Genomic DNA, 18971 nt, shown 5'->3' on the forward strand with positions numbered 1-18971 from the left:
TTTTTTCTCGGGGCGGGGGCGGTGCCCCCCCCCCCCCCCCACCACCCCCCCCCCCCCCCCGGCCCCCCCCCCCCCCCGGCGCCCCCCCCCGCCCCCCCCGCCCCCCCCCCCACGCCGGTTTCGGTGATCAGCCGAGCAGGACGAGCGCGCCCGCGCCGAGGAAGATGCCCTGCACGATGGTGCGGAGCGGCAGCGGCATGGTCTTGATGCCGATATCCGCCCGTGCCGCACGGATATTCGCGGGGAACATCACGATCAGCAGCAGGATCAGGCCCACAGCAGCCAGTTTGGCGACGGGCGGGATCAAAAGACCGATCGCGCCGCCGATTTCGAGCAAGCCGGTGAAAGTCACCCAGCCCGCCGGGTTGGGCAGCCGCGGCGGCACCATGGCGATCAGTGCGCCGCGCTTCGGCTCGACGAAGTGTGCGCTCGAGGTGAGGGCGAACATCGCGGCCAGTCCGAGTGCGGCCGCGTGCGGCCAGGAGTCGAGCCAACCGAGGTTGCCGAGCCAGCCGATGAACCGAGCGAGTCCGGCGATGACGATTAGTACAACCAGCGGTGCCATCAGAGTCTCCTGTGGGTCGAGCACCAAATCTTGACAGTGACTAGATTAGGTCTGAGCGGGAAACTTGTCAATGGCTAGATTTTGGGCGACTATCGAGACATGGCGAAGAGCAGCTATCACCACGGCGATCTGCGGGCCACCATCCTGGCCGCGGCCGCCGATCAGATCGCGACCGACGGTGTCGACGCGGTATCCCTGCGCGGGCTGGCCCGCCGGGCCGATGTCTCGCACGCGGCCCCCGCGCACCACTTCGGTGATCGCGCGGGGCTATTGACCGCACTCGCCATCGAAGGTTTCGACCTGCTCGCCGCGCAGCTGGCCGCGGCCGGACCGGAATTCCGCGAGGTCGCGGTCGCCTACACGCGCTTCGCCCGCGAACATCCCGGCCATTTCGATGTGATGTTCCGGCGCGAACTCCTGCACGCCGACGACGAGCGCTTGGTCGCCGCCCGCACGGCGGCGGGCGCGGCGCTGCGCTCCGGGGTCTCGGTCATGCAGCCCGACAACACCGTTGAGCAGCAACAAGCCACCCGCCTCGCCGCCTGGTCACTGGTCCACGGCTTCGCCGCACTGTGGCGCGAAGGGGCACTGCAGGATTCGGCACTCGGTGACAGCTCCGATCCGGAAACCCTGGCCCGCCGGATGATCGCCACCGTCCACTTCGAATGACCACGGCCCGTTCACCTTTGGCCGTAAATTCTCTGACATGGATATCCACGCCTATCCCACCGAGGCGAACACCCCTGTGGATCTCGCCGAGGCACAACGCCTCGCCGACCACTACCTGTCCACCGTCGACGGCATCAGCAACCTGCTCACCGAATTCGACACGGGGTTCACTGTCGTCGCCATCTTCGCGCCCCCACCCGGTATCGACCCACACAAACCCCCACTCCCCCCGACCATCGGCGGTTCGGTCTGCGTCATCGACAAACCCACCGGCGCGATCTCCTACTGGCCCACGTACCCCACCCCCGTAGTCGCCGAACAATACACGCAGGCAATGCAATCCGGCCGCCTGGTCATCGAGGATGGTTGGCCGGAAGACGCCCCCGAGGGCGACTGAGGTGTACCCCGAACCGGGGCAGGTACTGCGCTTCTCCGAAGACCCGACGATCGAGCGGTTTGTCCCACGGATCGCGGCGACCGCGCAAGCGTATGTGTGGGCCGTCGACGCTCGGAACGCTGCGAATCGAATCGACCAGACGCTGTAGACGCGATATCGCATCGCCTGGCTGGGCCGCGGCGACCGGATCGGCGAGACCGGCCAGGCGGCGCAGGTGGCGGTGCTGTCCGGCATCGAGGCGCAATGCCCTGGCCAGCGCATCGACCACCTGTGGACTCGCCGCGATCTTGCGACCCTGTTCGAGCCAGGTGTACCAAGTGAGGCTCACCCCCGCCATCTCGGCGCGCCTCGATGTCGTGCTCAGTAATCCCACGAAATCTGTTGTGCCCCAAGCATGATGACGAGCGACGCGCTAACCGCGCGCCGCCCGGTGTGGGGGAACCGAACCGCCATCGCGAGCACCCACATGCGCTCTCGCCTGGTCAGTGCCCGGCGGCGAGGGTGTCTCCGTATAGCTTGGACACACGAAGCCTGATCACCAGTCGGTTGTCCTCGACCATGTTCGCCAGGAAGGTCGCTTCGTCCTCAGGGTTGTCGAACTCGGGGAACATCGAGAGCATTTCGCGGCCGGTTGCGTCTCCGGGAGTAGTACTGACGGGGGAGATTTCGGCCGCGCCCTCGGCGACCGCGAAAGTGAGCTGGTCAGCGCTGCTCACATAGAGCGCAGCACGCGGATCCCGGGTGAGCTGGCGTACTTTGACGCGATCGGCTGTCGAACCGATCGAGATCATGCGCGTTGCCGGATCCCATCTGTAGGCAACCGTTGACAGATGTGGGTGCCCGTCACGCTTGATCGTTGCCAGCGCCCCCATCCGATTAGCGCCGAGGAATCGCTCCAACCTCTCCGCGGAGAGTCGCGTCGGCGGCGCTCCGCGGCCTGGCTCGTACGAAGTTTCATGGATGTCGGTCACGGGCTGCCCTCCGTAATGGTGCACTATTTGTAACTAAGTGCATGATCTGTCACCATCACGTTCAGCGGAAGGAGGCACTTTCATGTCTCAGGGGCACATTGATGTTCCAGCGCAGGTGGAGGCAATCAGTGTTGGCGAAGCTGCGGGCTCATCCATCGACAAGGCGTGTTCGGTGCTGGAAGTGCTCAACCGGATCAGCGGCAAATGGGCTATCGGCGTCTTGCTGCTGACCACGCAGCGACCGATGCGCTTCACGCATCTCGAGCGCGAAATCAAGGGAGTCAGTCGTCGAATGTTGACGCTAACCCTCCGCAACCTCGAGCGCGACGGCCTATTGGTCCGGACGGTCTATCCAACAGTGCCGCCCAGGACCGAATACGAAGCGACACCGATGGCCCGAGAGCTCTATGAGACGCTGCTGGCGTTGACGGGCTGGGCCGATCGTCACCGACACGAGATCGATTCGGCGCGTCGGGTTTACGACGAGCAGTCGGCATCAACAGGATCACCATGATCAAATGCCGGATGTTGACACCGCCGAACCCGAACCCCGCCAACGAATCCCATCTGGCATGACGGGCGGCAAGGGACCGATGCTTGTGATCGGCGCGACCGGTCAGCAAGGTCGGGCGACCACGGCGCAACTACTCGAACGCGGTTGGGAAGTCCACGCATTCGTGCGTGATCTGGAGTCGGCAGCGGCGCACGCACTGCGCGAAAGCGGTGCCAATCTCATCGAAGGCGATCTGGACGACACCGCGTCGGTGCGGTCGGCCATGGACGGCGCCTACGGCGTTTTCCTGATGCTGACCATGATGACCGGCGCACACATCACCGCCGAGGGCATCGCGGCCGAAGAGCGGCGAGGCAAGGCAGTGGCCGAGATCGCGGCGGAGTCGGGCATCGAGCATCTGGTGTACAGCTCGCTCAAAGGTGCGGGCGAGGATTCGGGTGTCGAGTATTACGCGGCCAAGCAGACGATCGAGGATCACATCGAATCGCTGGGCCTTCCGGCCACAGTGCTGCGCCCGGTCTTCTTCATGGACAATTTCAACTCGTACAACCGCCCGATGCTCGACGAGGACGGTCTGGTGCTGAATCTCGCTGTCCGAGCGGATATCCCGGTATCACTGATCTCGGTGCACGATATCGGCGCCTTCGCCGCCATCGCCTTCGACCGGCCCGCGGACTTCCTCGGCCGCAAGGTCCCCATCGCGGGCGACCGACTGACCCCACCTCAAATCGCCGAAACCTTCGGCCGCACAGCAGGATTACCCGCCCGCAGCTTCCAGGTGCCGATCGAACAGGTCCGCGCCTTCGACGAACAGGTAGCAAAAATGTTCAGCTACTTCAACGACCGCCCCGACGCCCCCCTTGACCTCGCAGCACTACGCGCAGACCACCCGACCCTGATGGACCTGCCAACCTGGCTACACCAAACAAACTGGAAGCCATGAAATCGCCGAGAATGTGATGGTGGCGGCAAATGTCGAGAGCGCCTCTCCACCAGCGCATTCTCGTCCGCTACTTTCGGTAGTTGTGCGCGGGGTTCGGGCAAGCGCGACCTGCGCTACGGGGCTACGGGATGTCGGCCGCACGTCAGGAAGACCCACTAATCGAGCCCCTGGTTGAGGGCTTCTTGATACCCAAATGAGTGAAATCAGCTGCACGCGTGGCGATCTCGAGGACACCTCGCAGCCAAGGGGTATAGGAGTCGGGTGCCGCCGAGATGCGTCCGAGCAGCTCGGCGGGGTCGGCCCAGGCGCATTCGGAGACCTCGGCCGGGTTGGGGTCGGGCAGGTCGCCGGATATGACGCCGACCAGCACATGATCCCATTCGTGCTCCACCTGATCGCCGCGTGGGTCGGCGGCCCGATATCGGTAGATGCCCGCCTCGGTCAACTCCGTGACGGTCAGGTTCAACTCCTCCATCAGCCGGATCGATGCTGCCGCGACCACATCCTGGCCGGGTGCGGGATGACCACAGCAGGTGTTCGAAAAGCGTTGCGGGAAGCGTGTTTTGACTGCGGCCCGGCGCTGCAGCAAGATCCGTCCGGACGCGTCGTACAGCAGTACTGAGAAGGCGCGGTGCAGGTACCCGGGCGGGCGGTGTGCCTCGGCCACGGAACGTGATCCGATCGCGCGGCCGTGCTCATCGACCAGCTCGACGAGCAGAGCCTCGCGGTCGGAGCGAATCTCGGTGGTCATGATGATCGTGGCTCCATGGTCTTTCGCGATCCGCTCATCGTTGGCAGAACACCGCGGCAGCCGGAACGACGGCCGCCCAGGCCACGAGCGCAACCATGTATACGAACAGTTTCGCCTGCGACCGGACGAGCGGCATGGCGTCGTCCAGCGGCTTGCCCCAGGTGCCGAGCTGGGTCCGGCCCAGGTAGCCGATAACGATCGACACGCCACCGGCATATACGAGCAATGTCCAGGTAAATCCCACCATGGCGACGACGGACCCCGCGACGAGTGCGGCGCCGACGGTGACCCGCGTCATCGACTCGAACAGCGAGACGCGCAGACCGAGCGCTACCACTGAGGTCCGGAATCCGTGCTCGGTGTCTTCCGGAATGTCTTCGGCGGTGTTCGCGACGAAAACTCCGGTGGTAGTCAGCCCCAAGCCGAGAATGGCGATGAGCGCGGGTATTTCGATCGGCCGGTCGTACAGCCGGAGCACGACGATGCCTGGAAACACCATGGTCATGACGTAGGTCCAGGGAATCTGCCAGAATCCGGCGGCCTTGAAATGCCAAGGTGGCAGCGAATATTCGAGCAGCAACAGGGTGCCGACCGGAATGATCAGCAGCAGATCGAGATGCCCGGTCGCCACGGCGAGGTAGACGGCCCCGACGCCGATGCCCGCGGTGGTGAGGTAGATCTGCCAGGCCACGAATCGCACGCCGAGATCTCGAACCATGCGGGAGAACTTGGATTTGTATTCGACGTCCACCCAGCGATCGGCCAGGCAATTGGCGACGTGCAACAGTTGAATCGCGGCGGCCAGCATTACCGCGGCCACGATCATCGGCGCCGACCAGATCTCGGCGCCGGTGTGCGCGCTGAACAGGACATCGGCCACCATGACCGCACCCGACATCGGCGCGATTTCGGGACGGGTCAGCCACAGCGCGTAGTTGATCTTCGTGCGCAGCGGCAGCGGACGCCCCTCCTCGCCGGAGCCCGCGGTGAAGATGCGGCGCAATTGTGCACGCAACGAGGCTTCCCCGCCGCTGACTGTGGTGGACATCAGGTCTGCTCCTGCTGTGCATGTCGACGTGCTCGGGCGATACTGCGGCGGAAGAACGGCCGCGACAGATCCTCCGGAAGATTGGCCCACCGCATGAAGAACGTCGTGAGTGGATCCAGCGTGATGTGGCGGCGGCCGCGCTCCAGGCCGCGTACCGCCGCTTCGCCGACCTTTTCGGCGGGCATCGGCTTGATCGAACCGGTAATGGCCTTGGTCTCGGCCGGTTTGCGCAGGTTCTCCCTGGCGAGTCCGGGAGTGTCGGTGTCGGCCGGGTACAGCACGGATACCGTCACCCCGGCGGGCTCGACTTCGTAGCGCAGGCACAGTCCGAGCTGGCGGACGCTCGCCTTGGTCGGCCCGTAGCTCGAATATCCGGGGATGCCGAGGAAGGCCGCCGTCGAACTGGTCAGCAGGACACGCCCTTCGCCACGTTCGACCATGCCGGGCAGTACACATCGAATGGCATTGACCGAACCGAGATAGTTCGCATCGCTCTGGATGCCGAATTCATCGATGTCGATGTCGAGGAAGAGTCCGGGCAGGGTGAGACCCGCGCAGCAGGCGATCACCGCGCAGTCTCCGTTACGTTCCTCGAGTTCTTTTACGGCGACCGCGAGTCCTGTTCGGTCGGTCACATCGGCGGTGCGCCAGTCGGCACCGATCCGCTCGGCGGTGGCGCGCAGCGGCGCCTCCCGCCGGGCGATGACCGAGACGCGCGCGCCGCGCATGGCGAACGCGGCGGCCACGGCGGCTCCGATGCCATCGGAGCCGCCGGTGACGATCACATGCTTATTTGTCCAGCGCACAGTCATTTTCAGTTCCCGCCGGGTCCGGCGAGCTCACCGAGACGGTCGCGCCAGGCGTGATAACTGGTGGCCGTGCCGTCCTCCGGTATGCCGACGAATGCCTTGTCGATCAAGGCCGCGGCCTCGTCGATGGTGCGGCCGGTATAGGTCCGCACCGCGACCTCGGTGTGCGGGGTGGCGCTGTCGGCCTGCTGCCGGATCTTCGCGACCATGGTCGATCCCGCCGCCAACTGCTGATGGAACTGCGGCACCAGTGACCGAATCGCTTCCAGGTCGGCGACTTCCACACCACCGGCGAAGGTGGTCGCGATGCCGATGCCGTTCCACAGGTCGGCATGCCTGCTCGGGTCGAACTCCGCGATCCGGGCCGCGACACCCTCGACCGAGCCGCCGCCGATGAACCAGAGTGCGCGCCCGATACCCTGATCGGCAGCCCGTTTCAATGGTGCGGTATCCCCCATCCAGGACGGGTACCGCTCATCGACGTGCTGGCGCTCGATGTATTTCTCGGTGCGGAAGAAGGCGTTGTAGAAGCCGTATCCGTCGATCGCGAGCCAGCGGTACACCGGATGCTTCGGAAAGACCTTCTTCCAAATCGGTTTCGGAATCTTGCCCATCGCAAGACCGACGCCGACGTACATGGTCAGGTCATGTTTGGCCGCGGGGCCGGTGAACAGGTCCGCGGCGCGATGACTGAACGGGGTGATCGAGTCGACGGCCGCGAGACCCGTTGCGGCGCCCTCGAATGCGAAACCCTGGTACTGCTCGGGCAGTTGTTGGATCTGCTCGATCAATTCCGCGTTGTTCTTACTGCACACCGCGACGTGAATGCTCGTGGAGAGGTGGGTGGCGACCCGCTCCAGTTCGGCGGCGGTCGCCGGACTCGGTGTCGCGAAGCCGGGGCGTTTCAGCGGTTCCTGCTCGATATTGGTACCGAGCAGGGTAGAGCGAAGTGGTCCGATCAGTGATGGCATATGAACCTCGATTCTATTGCGGCGGTGTTTGTTTCGGCTATGAGGACCGCGCCGGTTCCTTCTCCGGTTCGACTGCCGCCGGATCGCCGGACTCAACCGCCCCTGGATCGTCCGACTCAACCGCCACCGATTCGCCCGACTCAGCTACCACCGGCTCACCCGACTCAACCGCCACCGGCTCACCCGACTCGACCACCGCCGGATCGGCATGCTCGACCACCGCCAGATCGCCAGACTCAACCGGCACCGGCTTTCCCGACTCAGCTACCACCGGCTCTCCCGACTCGACCACCGCCGGATCGGCATGCTCGACCACCGCCAGATCGCCGGACTCAACTGCCGCCAGCTCTCCCGATTCAGCTGCCACCAGCTCTCCGGACTCACCCGACTCCGCTGCCACCGCCTCACCCGACACCGCCACCAATTCACCCGACTCAGGTGCCGCCTCCTGGACGTCCACCACCACGACGGTCGCGCGATTAGCCAGCCACTCCCGAATATTCCGGCTCCACCAGAACATTCCGCGACTCGCGCAGACGATCACCAGCGCGAAGAACAAGCCGAACGAGACGTGCATGGCCATCAGCACGCCGTACATCAGACCGACCGAGGCGCCGAAGATGATCTGATCGCGCTTGGCGAACGGTGTCGTCGCCGGGTCGGTGATCATGTAGTTGGTGTAGAGCACGAAGGCGATACCGGTCATCGGCAGCAGCGCCGCGATGATCGAGATATTGCTGTCCAGCAGGCCGCGCACCACCGCCTGCAGCACATACGCACCGAGCCAGGCCATGATCAGCGGTGTCTTCTTGGTCAGCTTGGCGTTGAGCATGGTGCCCGCGCCGAGCAGACCGAGCACGATCAGCGCATCGGCCGGACCCGAGACGTTCTCGACGAAGTGATACGGACCGACCACGGCGATCGTCGGGAAGACCAGCAGCGCGACCACGATCCCGAAGTTCGACGGGTTCATGAAGTGCTTGACCTTGCCGTTGACCTTGGCTCGCAGCACCCACTTCGTGCCGACCGCGACCGTGATGCCGAACATGATCGGCAGGAACTGGTCTGCCGCGTACATCAGGAAGTTGAAGGCCACACCGGTGATGTGCGCGGGCAGCAGGAACACGATCAGCCCGCGAAGTCCGTTGCCCCGATAACCCGCCGGGCGGCGATAAGCCCATGCCGCCAGCGTTTCCAGGATCATCTCCACCACGTATGCGGTGCCCGCACTGAGGAACGGCCACAGCCACGGCTGTTCGAAGCCGAGCCACAGGAAGCCCAGGATATTGAAGATCGTCAGCGAGGCCGCGAAGTTGCGCAGCGCGAGATAGCGCGGATCACGTCCTTCGATATTGACGCCCAACCACTTTCGCCGCCAAGCCTGCACTGGGGTGAGCGCGGGCTCGGAGCCGTTGGTGTCTTCGATGACGACTGTTCCGTTCGAATGTGCTTGAACACTCACTGGTGCACCTCCCGGGCATCGGAGTCGAGTACGAGGGTGTGTTGCCCCGGTTGCAGCTGCAGCTGCTGGGTGTGCACGGCGCCGTGGTTGTCGCGCCACGCGAGTTGCACCGACAGCGCTGTAGTGGGATCGATATCGCCGAGTCCGACGTGGATATCGGTGGACCGTTTACCCGCGTGCCCGCTGCCGCCGTCGACCTGTGCCACATGGGTCTTGCCGTCCGGCATCGTCACGGTGACTTCGGCGCCGAGGGCCGGAGACCCGAGCACCGGCTTGCCTGCGACCGTTGTCTCGCCGGCGGCAGCGGTGGTCGGTGGGGTCAACAGTCGCAGGCCGAGGTACTGCCCGGGATGCGGTGCGTCATTGCGGTAGAAGACCGGCGCTTCCCATTGCCTGGCGACCGCGAAGCTGAGGTTGCCGGTTCCGGTCGAGTCACCGACCGCGATGCCGCGGGTGGGTGTCGCCGCGAAGGTGTCCAGGGCGGGTGAGATATTGGTGAACTTGCCGCTGTCGTCCTGGGCGAAGAAACCGATCCGGTTATTGCCCGCCAGGTCGGATTCCTCGGTGAATTTCGGCCAGGCCCACGGGTACTTGCTGAAGTCGTCGTTCATCGTGGCCATTTCCTGCACCTGCGGCCAACGCGTGCTCGAACCCTTGAACATGCCGTTGGTCTGCACGATCTGCGTTCGGCCACTGTTGTCGAAGTCGGCGACCTTGGTATCCCAGCACCAGCCGTCCCAGGCGATGCCCTTCTCCACGGCCCGGTTCTTGAACGGGGCGATACCCGACTCCAGTTGCGCCGCGGCTTGTTTCGGATCGGCCGCGGTGTTGTAGAAGGCGAGGTTGGCTTCGACGATGCCCCAGCGCTGCGCGATATTGCTGACGAACAGATCGGGCATGCCGTCGCCGTCGAGATCGGCGAAGTCCGCGCCCATGCCCTTGAACGAATCATGGCCGAGCACAAAGGACTTCGGATCCGTCGGGCCGCGCTCACCTTCGGCCGGGCCGAAGCTGATGTGGCCCGGCGTCGACTTGTTCACGAACAGGCGATCCGGGCCCATATCGTTGGCGACATACAGTTCGGGTAGTTGATCGCCGGTGAGATCCTGGGTGGCCGATGCCAGCGTCCAGCCGTTCGCTTTCCCTTCCGGGAGCGCATCGACCACCTCGCGGTACACCGCGGTCGGTTCGGCACCGCCGGTGCCCTGCTGGAAGGTGAGGATGCGGTCGGTCCCCGCATTGGTCGCTTTGGAGAACGATTCGTTCAGGGTCAGGCTGTGCTGACCGTCCGGACCGATGAAATCGCTGTCCGGGAAATAGTTTCCGAGGTAGACATCAGGGTTGCCGTCACCGTCGAAATCGGCGACGGAGGCGGCCAGGGTGAACCAGCGCGCACCCTGATAACTGCCGTCCTTGGTGGCAGGCGGCTCCACCATTTCCACCGGCCGGAATGCCTTGTTGTCCAGATGCTTGGCACCCGTGCGCGGCAGGTACAGGATGGGGGTGCGGCCGCCGTAGTACACCATCAGACCGATGCGCCCGGAGTGGTCGAAATCGCCTGGGACACAGCCGGTCGGGGCCATCCGGTCGTCGGTCGGCAGCGGTGCCGGGTCGAGTGCGAACGGTGCGTAGCGGCTGGTGTCGCTGTCCGGCGTCGGCGTCACGATCACCGTATCGGATCGGGAATCGACCAGGCACAGATCATCGGCGCGGCCGTTGCCGTCGATATCGTTGATCGCCGCCGCGGAGTTGACCGAGGACATCCAGGCGACGACATGCTCGTACCGTGGCTCGATATGCCGGATCTTGCGCTCGGGCAAGCCGGGTGGCAGCGCGATCGGCATCTCGGTGAAATGGAACCGGCTCGCCAGTGGACTGTTCGGATCGGTCTCGACCGGGGCGATCATGGCCGAGTGAGCCGGTACGAACAGCACCGCCATCAGCGTCAGTGATGCCAATGGCACCAACGCTTTTCGCAACAGAGAAGAACTGACCGGCAGTTTCACGAGTGGTGACTCTCTTCCGTGGTGAGACCGTCGAACACCGACCGCAGGGTGTCCAATGCGTGATCGAGCTGCGCCTCGGTATGACGGCAGTTGATGAAGAACCGCAATCGCGCCTCGCCCTCGGGGACCACCGGATGTCCGATGGCATTGGCCATCACATTGCGCTCCAGCAGTTCCATCGAGGCGCGCACCGCGGGTTCGTTCGCGCCGGTGATGATCGGGGTGATCGGTGTGGCCTGGCCGTTGCCGGTGTCGAAGCCGAGTTCGCGCGCCCGGCGATGGAAGTACTCGGCGTTGTGCCGCAGTGCCGCGACGCGTTGCGGCTCGTCGTGCAGCACGGCCAGACCCTCCAGTGCGGCCGCCGCCGCGGACGGCGCGGGTGAGGCCGTGTACATGCTCAGGCCAGCAGCGGAGTATTTGAACCCTTCGACGAGTTCGCGATTGGCCGCCAGGTAGCCGCCGACGCTGCCGAGCGCCTTCGACAGCGTGCCCATCCAGACATCGACGGCATCGCCGGGCAGATCGAACAGCTCACGCGCGCCGAGCCCGCGTTCGCCGAGTACACCGAACGAGTGCGCCTCGTCGATCATGATCGAGCAGTCGTATTTCCTTGCCACCTCAATGATTTCGGGCAGCCGGACCACATCGCCGTCCATGCTGTACACACCCTCGATCAGCACGAGGGCCCGATCGAAGCTGCGCCGCGACATTGCCAGAATCGCGTCCAGCGATTCGGGATCGTTGTGCCGGAAGGTGACGCGTTTGCAGCCCGCCCATTCGGTACCGGAGACGATGCTGTTGTGGATCAGTGAGTCGCAGACCGCGATATCGCGCTTTCCGAGCAGGAAGGCGACGGCCGCCGCATTGGTGAGGAAGCCACTGGCCGTCACGATGGCGGCCTCGGTGTCGTAGATCCGCGCGAGCTCGCGTTCCAGCTCGCCGTAGAGCGGTAGCTCCCCCGCGACCATCCGGACCGCGGCCGCGGACGTCCCGTAGCGACCGATCGCGGCAATGGCGGCGGCATGCACGCGCGGCTCGGCGGCCAGATCCAGATAGCCGAAACTGCTGAAGTTCAACATGTCCCGGTCCGCGAAGCTGGTCACCGCCCCACTGATGCCGTCGTGCGGCAGATAGTAGGGATTGAGCACACCGGCCTCGCGCGTCCAGGCATCGAAGGCGGCGAACTTCTCGTTGGCCTCGAGCACACCCGGATGATCGCGGAAGGAGGTCTGCAGGTTCGGGCCGCGAGCGGTCCGCACATCGGCCGCGCCGCGTTCGGGTCCCGGCGCCGTCGCCGTGCCTGCCCGATTGGTACCGGCACCATTGCCCGCATCGTGCTTGGCCATCAGGGCACGGGCGAGCGCACGGGGATCGATGCTCTCAGTTGTCATGCAGTAGTCCTCACGCTGCTGTCGTTTCGGTACTTGCTTCTTCGTGCGCGATCTGAGCGGCGATCTTCACGCCGAGGCCCGCCAGCGAGAGTCCGGCCCCGATCGAGAGGACCGACATCTTGACGCCGAGGCTTTTCACGACGCGGGCACCGAATTCCATGGCCATCAGCGAATCCAGCCCCAATTCCATGGTCGGAGTCGCCAGGTCGACGGTGTCCGCGTCGACACCGAGGACGACCGCGAGTTGTTCGGCGAGCAGGCAGGCGACCACCTCGCCGCGGAATTCCGGGTCCAGCGCCAGGATTTCGGCGCGCAGTGCGCTCGTGCCCGCCGCGCCGCCGCCCGCGGCGGTGACCAGTTCGACGAACCGCGGCGCGCGTGCCGACGACCGGTGCGCGAGTGCCCATTGCGCCCAGTCGATGTCGAGCAGGGCGAGCTGGGTGATGTCGAAACGCAGACATTCCCGCAGCAGCAGGGTCGCGAAATCCATATCCAGCGAGCCGTATCCGGTCATCTCGGCATAGCGGGATACCGCCCGCGAGTCGGCCATACCGCCGTCGCCGCTCATGAATCCCCAGTCCACCGAGAGTGCGGGCTTGCCCTGCGCGCGCCGGGCCCAGGCGAGTGCGTCGAGCGCGGAATTGGCTGATGCATAGCCCAATTGGGGCGAGAGCCCGGCGATGCCGCTGGCCGAGGAGTACAGCACGAACAGGTCGAGCTCGACGCCCGCGGCGGTGGTGGCCCGATCGAGATTGGTCGCGCCGATCACCTTCGGATCGAAGATCTCGCGCAGCGATTCGGCGGTGACCTCCGGAATCTCGGTGTTGTTGACCACACCCGCGGCATGGATGACACCACGCAGCGGTGCACCGCCGGCTTGGATGCGCGCGACCAGATCGGCGACCGCGTCGTAGTCGGCGACGTCGACGCGTTCCTCGCGCACGTCGACACCCTCGTTCGCGAACCGCGCCAGCTGTTCTCGCGCGGCATCGGTGGACGCCCCACTGCGACCGACGAGCACCAGGTGACGCACGCCGGCACGCACCAGCTGACGTGCGGTGGCCAGACCGAAGGCCCCGAAGCCGCCGGTCACCAGATAGCTTGCGGCGGGGTCGAATTCGAATTCGCCCGGGATATGGCGTACCGCCGGGTGTTCTTCGCGCAGATCGAGCACCACCCGGCCGATCTGGGCGGAGCGCGCCACCGTTTCGAATGCCGCGGTCAGCTGGTCGAGTGCGAACGGCGTGTTCGGCAATGCGGTGTAGTCGCCGTGGAACATCGCGTCCACCACGCGCCGGGCCGCCCGGCGGACCTGCGCGGGACGCCGGGCCAGGATGCGGTCGATATCGACGGCGAAGAATGCCAGATTCCGGTCGAAGGGGCGCAGGTCGATGGTGCCCGAGCCGTAGATGTCGGCCTTGCCGATATCCACGATGCGGCCGAATTCGCCCGCGACCCGGAAGTTCTGCTGCAAGATCTCCCCGGGCGCGGAACTGTAGACGACATCGACACCCGCACCGTCGGTCAAGCGCAGCACCTCGTCGACGAAGCCGATCGACCGGGAACCGAGCACCTCGTGCGCGCCCAGCGCCCGCACCCGAGCGCGCCGCTCCTCGGTACCGGCTGTGGCGATCACCCGCGCCCCCATCCGCAGCGCGACCTGAACCGCGGCCATACCCATGCCGCCCGCCGCGCCGTGGATCAGCACCGTTTCGCCCGGCTGCACCCGCGCCAGTTCGCCGAGCCCGATTTCGGCGGTGAAAAGCGGCATTACCGAGGTGCAGTGCAGCGGATCGAAGGTGCCGGGCGCGAAGATATCCATCCTGGTGGTGGCGCCGGTGTCCGGCCGGATCGTCACGTAGCGCTGCACGATTCCCGGTGCCACGACCGAAATCTCGTCTCCCGGTGCGATATCGGTGATATTGCCGCCGACCCTTGTCACCACGCCATAGCCGTCCATGCCGATCTCGGTGCCGAAGAATGTGCCTTCCAGCTCCTTTTCGGTGAGCACACCCAGCACCTTGAGGGTGTCCTTGTAGTTCAGGCCGACCGCCTGCATCCGGATCTCGACCTCGTCGGCTCCCGGCGCGACCCGATCGCAGGTGCGCAGTGCGAGTTCCGGCAGTAGTCGCGAACGTGGGATATCGAGCCGGAAGGACTGTTCGGGATCGGTGAGCGGCCGTGGCACATCCCATCCGGCCAGCCGGTCGGTGAGGGTCTGTCGCCAACGGATCGTCCAGCGCGCGCCCGCACGCAGCGCCACCTCGTCGGTGGTGGTGTCGGTGTAGATCTGCTCGAGGATGTCGGCCGCGGCGGAGGCGGGTTCGGTATCCACCAGTCGCCACTGTCCGGCCGGAAGTTCGTTGAGCAGTTCGCGACGCGCTCCGGTCAATACCGAATGCTCGAGCCGGGCGAACCGGTCGATCGGCAGGCACAACGCATTTTCGGTGACCACGACTGCGTGCACCACGAGGGGCAGCTCGTCGGAAAGCAGCGCCTTGATCGCCCGGGCGACCTGCGCGAGCCCGTACACATTGTGCATGCCGTCGAGTTCGGACCCGGCGACGACAACGAGCCGCAGGCGCTCGATCTCGGGCCGGGAATGCGCGGCACGCAGCAGGTCGAGCAACTGTTCGTTGTCGGCCGCCGAGGCATGCTCGCCGACCGTCACCACTTCGGCCCGGATCCGCACATTCGCGATTTCCTTGGCGCGCTGGGAGATTTCCGCGCCGAGGTTGACGACGAGCAGGAACTCCTCGTCACCGGGCAGATCTTGCATCGCCGGTTCCGCGGAGTCGGTCACGATCTCCCACACCGGCTCGTAGAACAGCCCGTCGAGCTGTTCGGATAGCGCCGACTGCGGTGTAAGAGCGCGGAACTGCACTCCTGACATCGTCAGTGCGACGTCGCCGCTCACGGACGCGATGCGGATATCGGCGCGTAGCGGATTACCGGGTACACGGGTGAGGACCACGACCGGATCGACCGGAATCGGACCGGTCCAACGGATCCCGGAAATCGCGGCAGGCACGACCACCTCGGCATCGGTTCCGGAATTCAGCTGTGTCGCAGACGTTCTCGCATACAGCGCGGCAAAGCACTGTAGCGCTGAATCGACTATCGCCGGGTGGGCAAGATGGCCCTGCCCGATCGTTGCGGACGAATCGAGGTGTGCGACAACGCTATCCGGCCCGACCCAGACCTGGCTCAGCAGCCGGAAGGCCGGGCCGTAGCGGAGTCCGTGCTCGGCCATGCTCTCGTAGAGCTCCTCGACCGCTACCTCCACCGAATCCCGGGGTGGCGCGATGGCGACGGTGGTGGCATCGGCGTCCGCCTCGATGAGACGGCCGTGCGCGTTGAGCGTCCATCCCCCGCCACCTGCGGGCCGGGACTGGATGGTGAACCGGCGGGTGCTCTCTTCCACGCCGATCCGCACGACCGGCACATCGTGCTCGTCGATGACCAGCGGGCTGATGAATTCGATGGATTCGAGCCCGAACGAATCCCGGCCGGTGCGTAGTGCGACGGCGCTCATGGCGGCGTCCAGGTAGGCCGCTCCCGGCAGCACCACGGCACCGGCCACAACGTGATCGCGCAGCCACGGCAGATTCGAAACCGACAGTTGGACTTCCCATTCCGTGGCCACCGAGCCAGTGCGATCGCCGAGCATGGCGAATCCGTTCGGGGTGCCGATCCGATCCAGCTCCGTTTCCGGCTCCTGGGTCCACACGAACCGGCGCTGCCACGGATAGTGCGGCAGGTCGACGTGACCCGCACCCGGATCGATCGCGCCGGGCAGGCGGTCACCGTCCAACGAACCCGCCCGGTACAACTCGCCGATCGCGGTCAGTATGTTCTCGCTGTCATCGCCGCCACGCGTCAGCGTGCTGATGGCGGCGCCGGTAATGCCCTGCTGCACCAGGATTTCCCGAATACTGCCGCTCAGTACCGGGTGCGGGCCGACTTCCAAGAAAACCCGATGTCCGGCATCGAGCAACTCGCCGATCGCGTCCGCGAACCGGACCTGATCGCGGACGTTGCGTGCCCAGTACTCCGCACCCCAATCCTGTTGCGTCGCTTTGGTACCGGTGACCGTCGAGTAGACGGGAACGGTGGTATCCCCCGGTGCGAGCGTCGCCAGTGCGGTGCGCAGATCATCGAGGATCGGATCCATCAGATGGCTGTGGTAGGGGACTTCGACACGCAGCGCCTTGGCGAAAACTCCATCGGCGGTGAGACGTTCGCCGAGGTCCGCCAGTACCTGGCTGTCCCCGGCCAAGGTGACCGCCGACGGACTGTTCACGGCGGCGATACACACGCCGTCGAGGTCGGTCAGCAGTTCGCGCGCCTCGGCCTCGGTCAGCCCGACCGCCAGCATGCCGCCGGTCCCCGCCGTGGTGGCTTGCAGGCGGGATCGGTGGTAACTGACCGTGACCGCCTCGGTCAACGACAGCGCACCGGATACATAGGCCGCCGTCACCTCGCCGACGCTGTGTCCCACCGTGACGGCGGGTCGAATGCCGAAATCGGCGAGTTCCGCCGTCAGCGCGGCCTGGAGCAGGAAGTTGGCCGGTTGCGCGATTTCGGTGCGCGCGATCCGGGAGTCCCCCTCGTCGCGGCCCATCTCCTCGAGGATCGACCAGCCGGCGAGTTCGGTGAATTCCCTATCGATTTCGCGCGCCAGTTCGGCTGCCGGGCCTTCGCCCGCGAGCAGTCCGCGGCCCATGGCCCACCACTGCGGCCCCATACCGCTGAAGACGAATACCGGATCGGTGTGGCCTTCGGCGATGGCACGAGCGGGTGGTTGACCACCGCCAGCGGCGAATTCGGCCAGCTGGGAACGCAATTCGCCGGAATCGCGGTAGCGGAAAGCGGTTCGCAACGGGTGATGCGCGCGGCGCACCCAGGCTGCCTCGGTCAGGGTGTCGAGCGGTTCGGTGTCGGCCGCCGTCAACAGCCCTGCGGCGAGTGTGCGTAGCGCCGGTTCGCTGCGCGCCGACAGCGGCAGCATCGGCAGCCGCATTACCTCTGTGTCGGAACGGGTTTCGACTGTGGTCGGCGCAGGGCCGATGAGCGCATGCGCGTTGGTGCCGCCGTAGCCGAAGCTGTTGACCGCCACCAGCGGCCGGGCCAGCGGTTCGGCCGCCATCGGCACCCGCAGCCGCAGTTCGTCGAACGGGATCTCGGGATTGAGCTGGTCCAGCCGGGCCTGCGGCGCGATCGTCCGATGGTGAATGGTCAACGCGGCCTTGATGACTCCGGCGACCCCCGCCGCCGCCTCGGTGTGACCGATATTGTTCTTGACCGACCCGACCGGCAGCGGCTCGGTCCGGCCGTCGATTGCGCCGTACACCCTGCCGAGGGCCGTCATCTCCGCCGGATCGCCGACCGGTGTCCCGGTGCCGTGCGCCTCGACGTAGCCGATCTCATGCGGTGCGATGCCCGCGCTGGTGTGCACGCGCCGGGCAAGTTCTTCCTGTGCAACGGGATTCGGGACCGGAATGGCCAAGGTGCGGCCGTCCTGATTCACGCCGCTGCCGCGGACCACCGCATAAATGCGGTCACCGTCGCGTACCGCGGCCTCGAGCGGCTTGAGGATCACCACACCCGCACCCTCGCCGCGGCCGTAGCCGTCGGCGGAGGCGTCGAACGATTTGCAGCGACCGTCCACGGACAGGAATCGGCCCTTGCACATGGAGATGAAGGTTTCCGGCTGCAGCATGGCATTGGCGCCGCCGACGATGGCGGAGCTGCATTCGCCGAGCGCCAGTGATCGGACGGCCTGATGCAATGCCACCAGCGACGACGAGCAGGCGGTGTCGATGGTCATGGTCGGGCCGTGCAGGTCGAGCAGGAAGGCGATGCGCGCCGAGAGCAGGGTGTGCGACGAGCTTGTCGGGGTGTGGCTGTTGATCGCGGAGCGGAGCACGTTGCGGCCCACCGCGTTGTCGTTCATGAAGCCGCCGACGAAGACGCCGATATCGCGCCCCGCGACCCGTCCGGCCATTCCGCTATCGTCGAGCGCCTCCCACGCGACCTCGAGCAGCAACCGCTGCTGCGGGTCCATGATCGAGGCCTCGCGCTGGGAGATGCCGAAGAAGTCGGCGTCGAACTCCCACAATGACTGGGTCAGGAATCCGCCACTGCGGGTGTACATCCGGCCGGGCGCGTCCGGATCCGGATCGTAGAATTTGTCGAGACTCCAGCGATCCGGCGGTACCTCTACGATGCCGTCGCCCCTGCGGATCAGGAAATCCCAAAAGGCTCCCGGTCCGTCGATTCCACCCGGAAATCGGCAGCCGATACCGACGATTGCTGCATCGGACATTGCGCAGTCCTCGATTTCTACCCTGAGCATTGAACGGTAGGCAGCATACTTTCGATATTCGATCGGCAGCGCAAAATGGCTGAAACCTGTTGCAACAAGCGCGGATCGGGTCCACATCGTGAAATTACAGTGTTATCGGACACGCC

At 65.6% G+C, this 18971-nt stretch carries 15 protein-coding genes and 1 pseudogene; 5 read left to right on the plus strand and 11 right to left on the minus strand.

From position 1 onward, the window contains the following. Nucleotides 1-127: 127 nt before the first annotated feature. Nucleotides 128-565, minus strand: a complete 438-nt coding sequence (locus ACFYOW_RS19140; RefSeq protein ID WP_387289565.1) for a DoxX family protein — start codon at nucleotides 563-565, stop codon at nucleotides 128-130. A 99-nt stretch (nucleotides 566-664) separates the two neighbouring features. Here ACFYOW_RS19140 and ACFYOW_RS19145 point away from each other — a divergent pair, with 99 nt between their 5' ends. The 3 genes from ACFYOW_RS19145 to ACFYOW_RS19155 are packed head-to-tail and all read left to right on the plus strand — an operon-like array spanning nucleotide 665 to nucleotide 1779. Beyond that, entirely contained in the window at nucleotides 665-1234 is a 570-nt protein-coding gene (locus tag ACFYOW_RS19145) for a TetR/AcrR family transcriptional regulator (protein WP_387289567.1), read from the plus strand. Nucleotides 1235-1271: 37 nt separating this feature from the next. Then, nucleotides 1272-1631 (plus strand): hypothetical protein, encoded by a 360-nt coding sequence (locus ACFYOW_RS19150; protein WP_387289569.1) that lies wholly within the window; start codon nucleotides 1272-1274, stop codon nucleotides 1629-1631. Beyond that, nucleotides 1597-1779 (plus strand): DUF6886 family protein, encoded by a 183-nt coding sequence (locus ACFYOW_RS19155; protein ID WP_387290079.1) that lies wholly within the window; start codon nucleotides 1597-1599, stop codon nucleotides 1777-1779. Before ACFYOW_RS19150 ends, ACFYOW_RS19155 begins: the two co-directional genes overlap by 35 nt. Before the next feature lie 123 nt (nucleotides 1780-1902). On the opposite strand, the pseudogene ACFYOW_RS19160 reads toward ACFYOW_RS19155, so the two are convergent. Together ACFYOW_RS19160 and ACFYOW_RS19165 are read right to left on the minus strand one after the other, a co-directional pair. Then, nucleotides 1903-1968 (minus strand): annotated as a pseudogene (locus ACFYOW_RS19160) (hypothetical protein); the annotation flags it as partial. Between the two features lie 145 nt (nucleotides 1969-2113). Beyond that, a complete protein-coding gene (locus ACFYOW_RS19165; protein WP_387289571.1) occupies nucleotides 2114-2602 on the minus strand; it encodes a TIGR03618 family F420-dependent PPOX class oxidoreductase in 489 nt (162 codons plus the stop codon). A gap of 82 nt (nucleotides 2603-2684) precedes the next feature. Here ACFYOW_RS19165 and ACFYOW_RS19170 point away from each other — a divergent pair, with 82 nt between their 5' ends. Continuing rightward, nucleotides 2685-3116: a winged helix-turn-helix transcriptional regulator gene (locus tag ACFYOW_RS19170; protein WP_387289572.1), complete on the plus strand. Its 432-nt coding sequence runs from the start codon at nucleotides 2685-2687 to the stop codon at nucleotides 3114-3116. Nucleotides 3117-3120: 4 nt separating this feature from the next. Then, the gene (locus ACFYOW_RS19175; protein WP_387289574.1) at nucleotides 3121-4059 is read left to right on the plus strand and encodes an NmrA/HSCARG family protein; all 939 of its coding nucleotides are present in this window, start codon (nucleotides 3121-3123) and stop codon (nucleotides 4057-4059) included. 142 nt (nucleotides 4060-4201) lie between these two features. Here ACFYOW_RS19175 and idi read toward each other — a convergent pair whose 3' ends face one another. Genes idi through ACFYOW_RS19215 form a run of 8 tightly spaced genes read right to left on the minus strand, consistent with a single transcriptional unit; the run spans nucleotide 4202 to nucleotide 18825 of the window. Further along, entirely contained in the window at nucleotides 4202-4810 is a 609-nt protein-coding gene (gene idi, locus ACFYOW_RS19180) for an isopentenyl-diphosphate Delta-isomerase (protein ID WP_387289576.1), read from the minus strand. A gap of 34 nt (nucleotides 4811-4844) precedes the next feature. Continuing rightward, nucleotides 4845-5858: a hypothetical protein gene (locus tag ACFYOW_RS19185; protein WP_387289578.1), complete on the minus strand. Its 1014-nt coding sequence runs from the start codon at nucleotides 5856-5858 to the stop codon at nucleotides 4845-4847. After that, nucleotides 5858-6670 (minus strand): SDR family oxidoreductase, encoded by an 813-nt coding sequence (locus ACFYOW_RS19190; RefSeq protein ID WP_387289580.1) that lies wholly within the window; start codon nucleotides 6668-6670, stop codon nucleotides 5858-5860. The genes ACFYOW_RS19185 and ACFYOW_RS19190 overlap by 1 nt, the downstream gene beginning before the upstream one ends. A gap of 2 nt (nucleotides 6671-6672) precedes the next feature. After that, entirely contained in the window at nucleotides 6673-7638 is a 966-nt protein-coding gene (locus ACFYOW_RS19195; protein WP_387289582.1) for a DUF1702 family protein, read from the minus strand. A 37-nt stretch (nucleotides 7639-7675) separates the two neighbouring features. After that, nucleotides 7676-9100, minus strand: a complete 1425-nt coding sequence (locus ACFYOW_RS19200) for a hypothetical protein (RefSeq protein ID WP_387289584.1) — start codon at nucleotides 9098-9100, stop codon at nucleotides 7676-7678. After that, nucleotides 9097-11106, minus strand: a complete 2010-nt coding sequence (locus ACFYOW_RS19205) for a CRTAC1 family protein (protein WP_387289586.1) — start codon at nucleotides 11104-11106, stop codon at nucleotides 9097-9099. The genes ACFYOW_RS19200 and ACFYOW_RS19205 overlap by 4 nt, the downstream gene beginning before the upstream one ends. Further along, nucleotides 11103-12497: an aminotransferase class I/II-fold pyridoxal phosphate-dependent enzyme gene (locus ACFYOW_RS19210; protein WP_387289588.1), complete on the minus strand. Its 1395-nt coding sequence runs from the start codon at nucleotides 12495-12497 to the stop codon at nucleotides 11103-11105. The genes ACFYOW_RS19205 and ACFYOW_RS19210 overlap by 4 nt, the downstream gene beginning before the upstream one ends. A gap of 10 nt (nucleotides 12498-12507) precedes the next feature. Further along, entirely contained in the window at nucleotides 12508-18825 is a 6318-nt protein-coding gene (locus ACFYOW_RS19215) for an SDR family NAD(P)-dependent oxidoreductase (RefSeq protein ID WP_387289590.1), read from the minus strand. Nucleotides 18826-18971 lie beyond the last annotated feature (146 nt).

The sequence above is a fragment of the Nocardia sp. NPDC006982 genome, assembly GCF_042869435.1.
Lineage (GTDB): Bacteria > Actinomycetota > Actinomycetes > Mycobacteriales > Mycobacteriaceae > Nocardia.

Excerpts from the sequence above, each read along its gene's own strand:
- ACFYOW_RS19185 (WP_387289578.1), bottom strand. The coding sequence starts at position 5,858 with ATGTCCACCACAGTCAGCGGCGGGGAAGCCTCGTTGCGTGCACAATTG.
- ACFYOW_RS19215 (WP_387289590.1), bottom strand. The coding sequence starts at position 18,825 with ATGTCCGATGCAGCAATCGTCGGTATCGGCTGCCGATTTCCGGGTGGA.
- ACFYOW_RS19150 (WP_387289569.1), top strand. The coding sequence starts at position 1,272 with ATGGATATCCACGCCTATCCCACCGAGGCGAACACCCCTGTGGATCTC.
- ACFYOW_RS19175 (WP_387289574.1), top strand. The coding sequence starts at position 3,121 with ATGCCGGATGTTGACACCGCCGAACCCGAACCCCGCCAACGAATCCCA.
- ACFYOW_RS19145 (WP_387289567.1), top strand. The coding sequence starts at position 665 with ATGGCGAAGAGCAGCTATCACCACGGCGATCTGCGGGCCACCATCCTG.
- ACFYOW_RS19210 (WP_387289588.1), bottom strand. The coding sequence starts at position 12,497 with ATGACAACTGAGAGCATCGATCCCCGTGCGCTCGCCCGTGCCCTGATG.
- ACFYOW_RS19195 (WP_387289582.1), bottom strand. The coding sequence starts at position 7,638 with ATGCCATCACTGATCGGACCACTTCGCTCTACCCTGCTCGGTACCAAT.
- ACFYOW_RS19155 (WP_387290079.1), top strand. The coding sequence starts at position 1,597 with ATGGTTGGCCGGAAGACGCCCCCGAGGGCGACTGAGGTGTACCCCGAA.
- ACFYOW_RS19190 (WP_387289580.1), bottom strand. The coding sequence starts at position 6,670 with ATGACTGTGCGCTGGACAAATAAGCATGTGATCGTCACCGGCGGCTCC.
- ACFYOW_RS19170 (WP_387289572.1), top strand. The coding sequence starts at position 2,685 with ATGTCTCAGGGGCACATTGATGTTCCAGCGCAGGTGGAGGCAATCAGT.
- ACFYOW_RS19140 (WP_387289565.1), bottom strand. The coding sequence starts at position 565 with ATGGCACCGCTGGTTGTACTAATCGTCATCGCCGGACTCGCTCGGTTC.
- idi (WP_387289576.1), bottom strand. The coding sequence starts at position 4,810 with ATGACCACCGAGATTCGCTCCGACCGCGAGGCTCTGCTCGTCGAGCTG.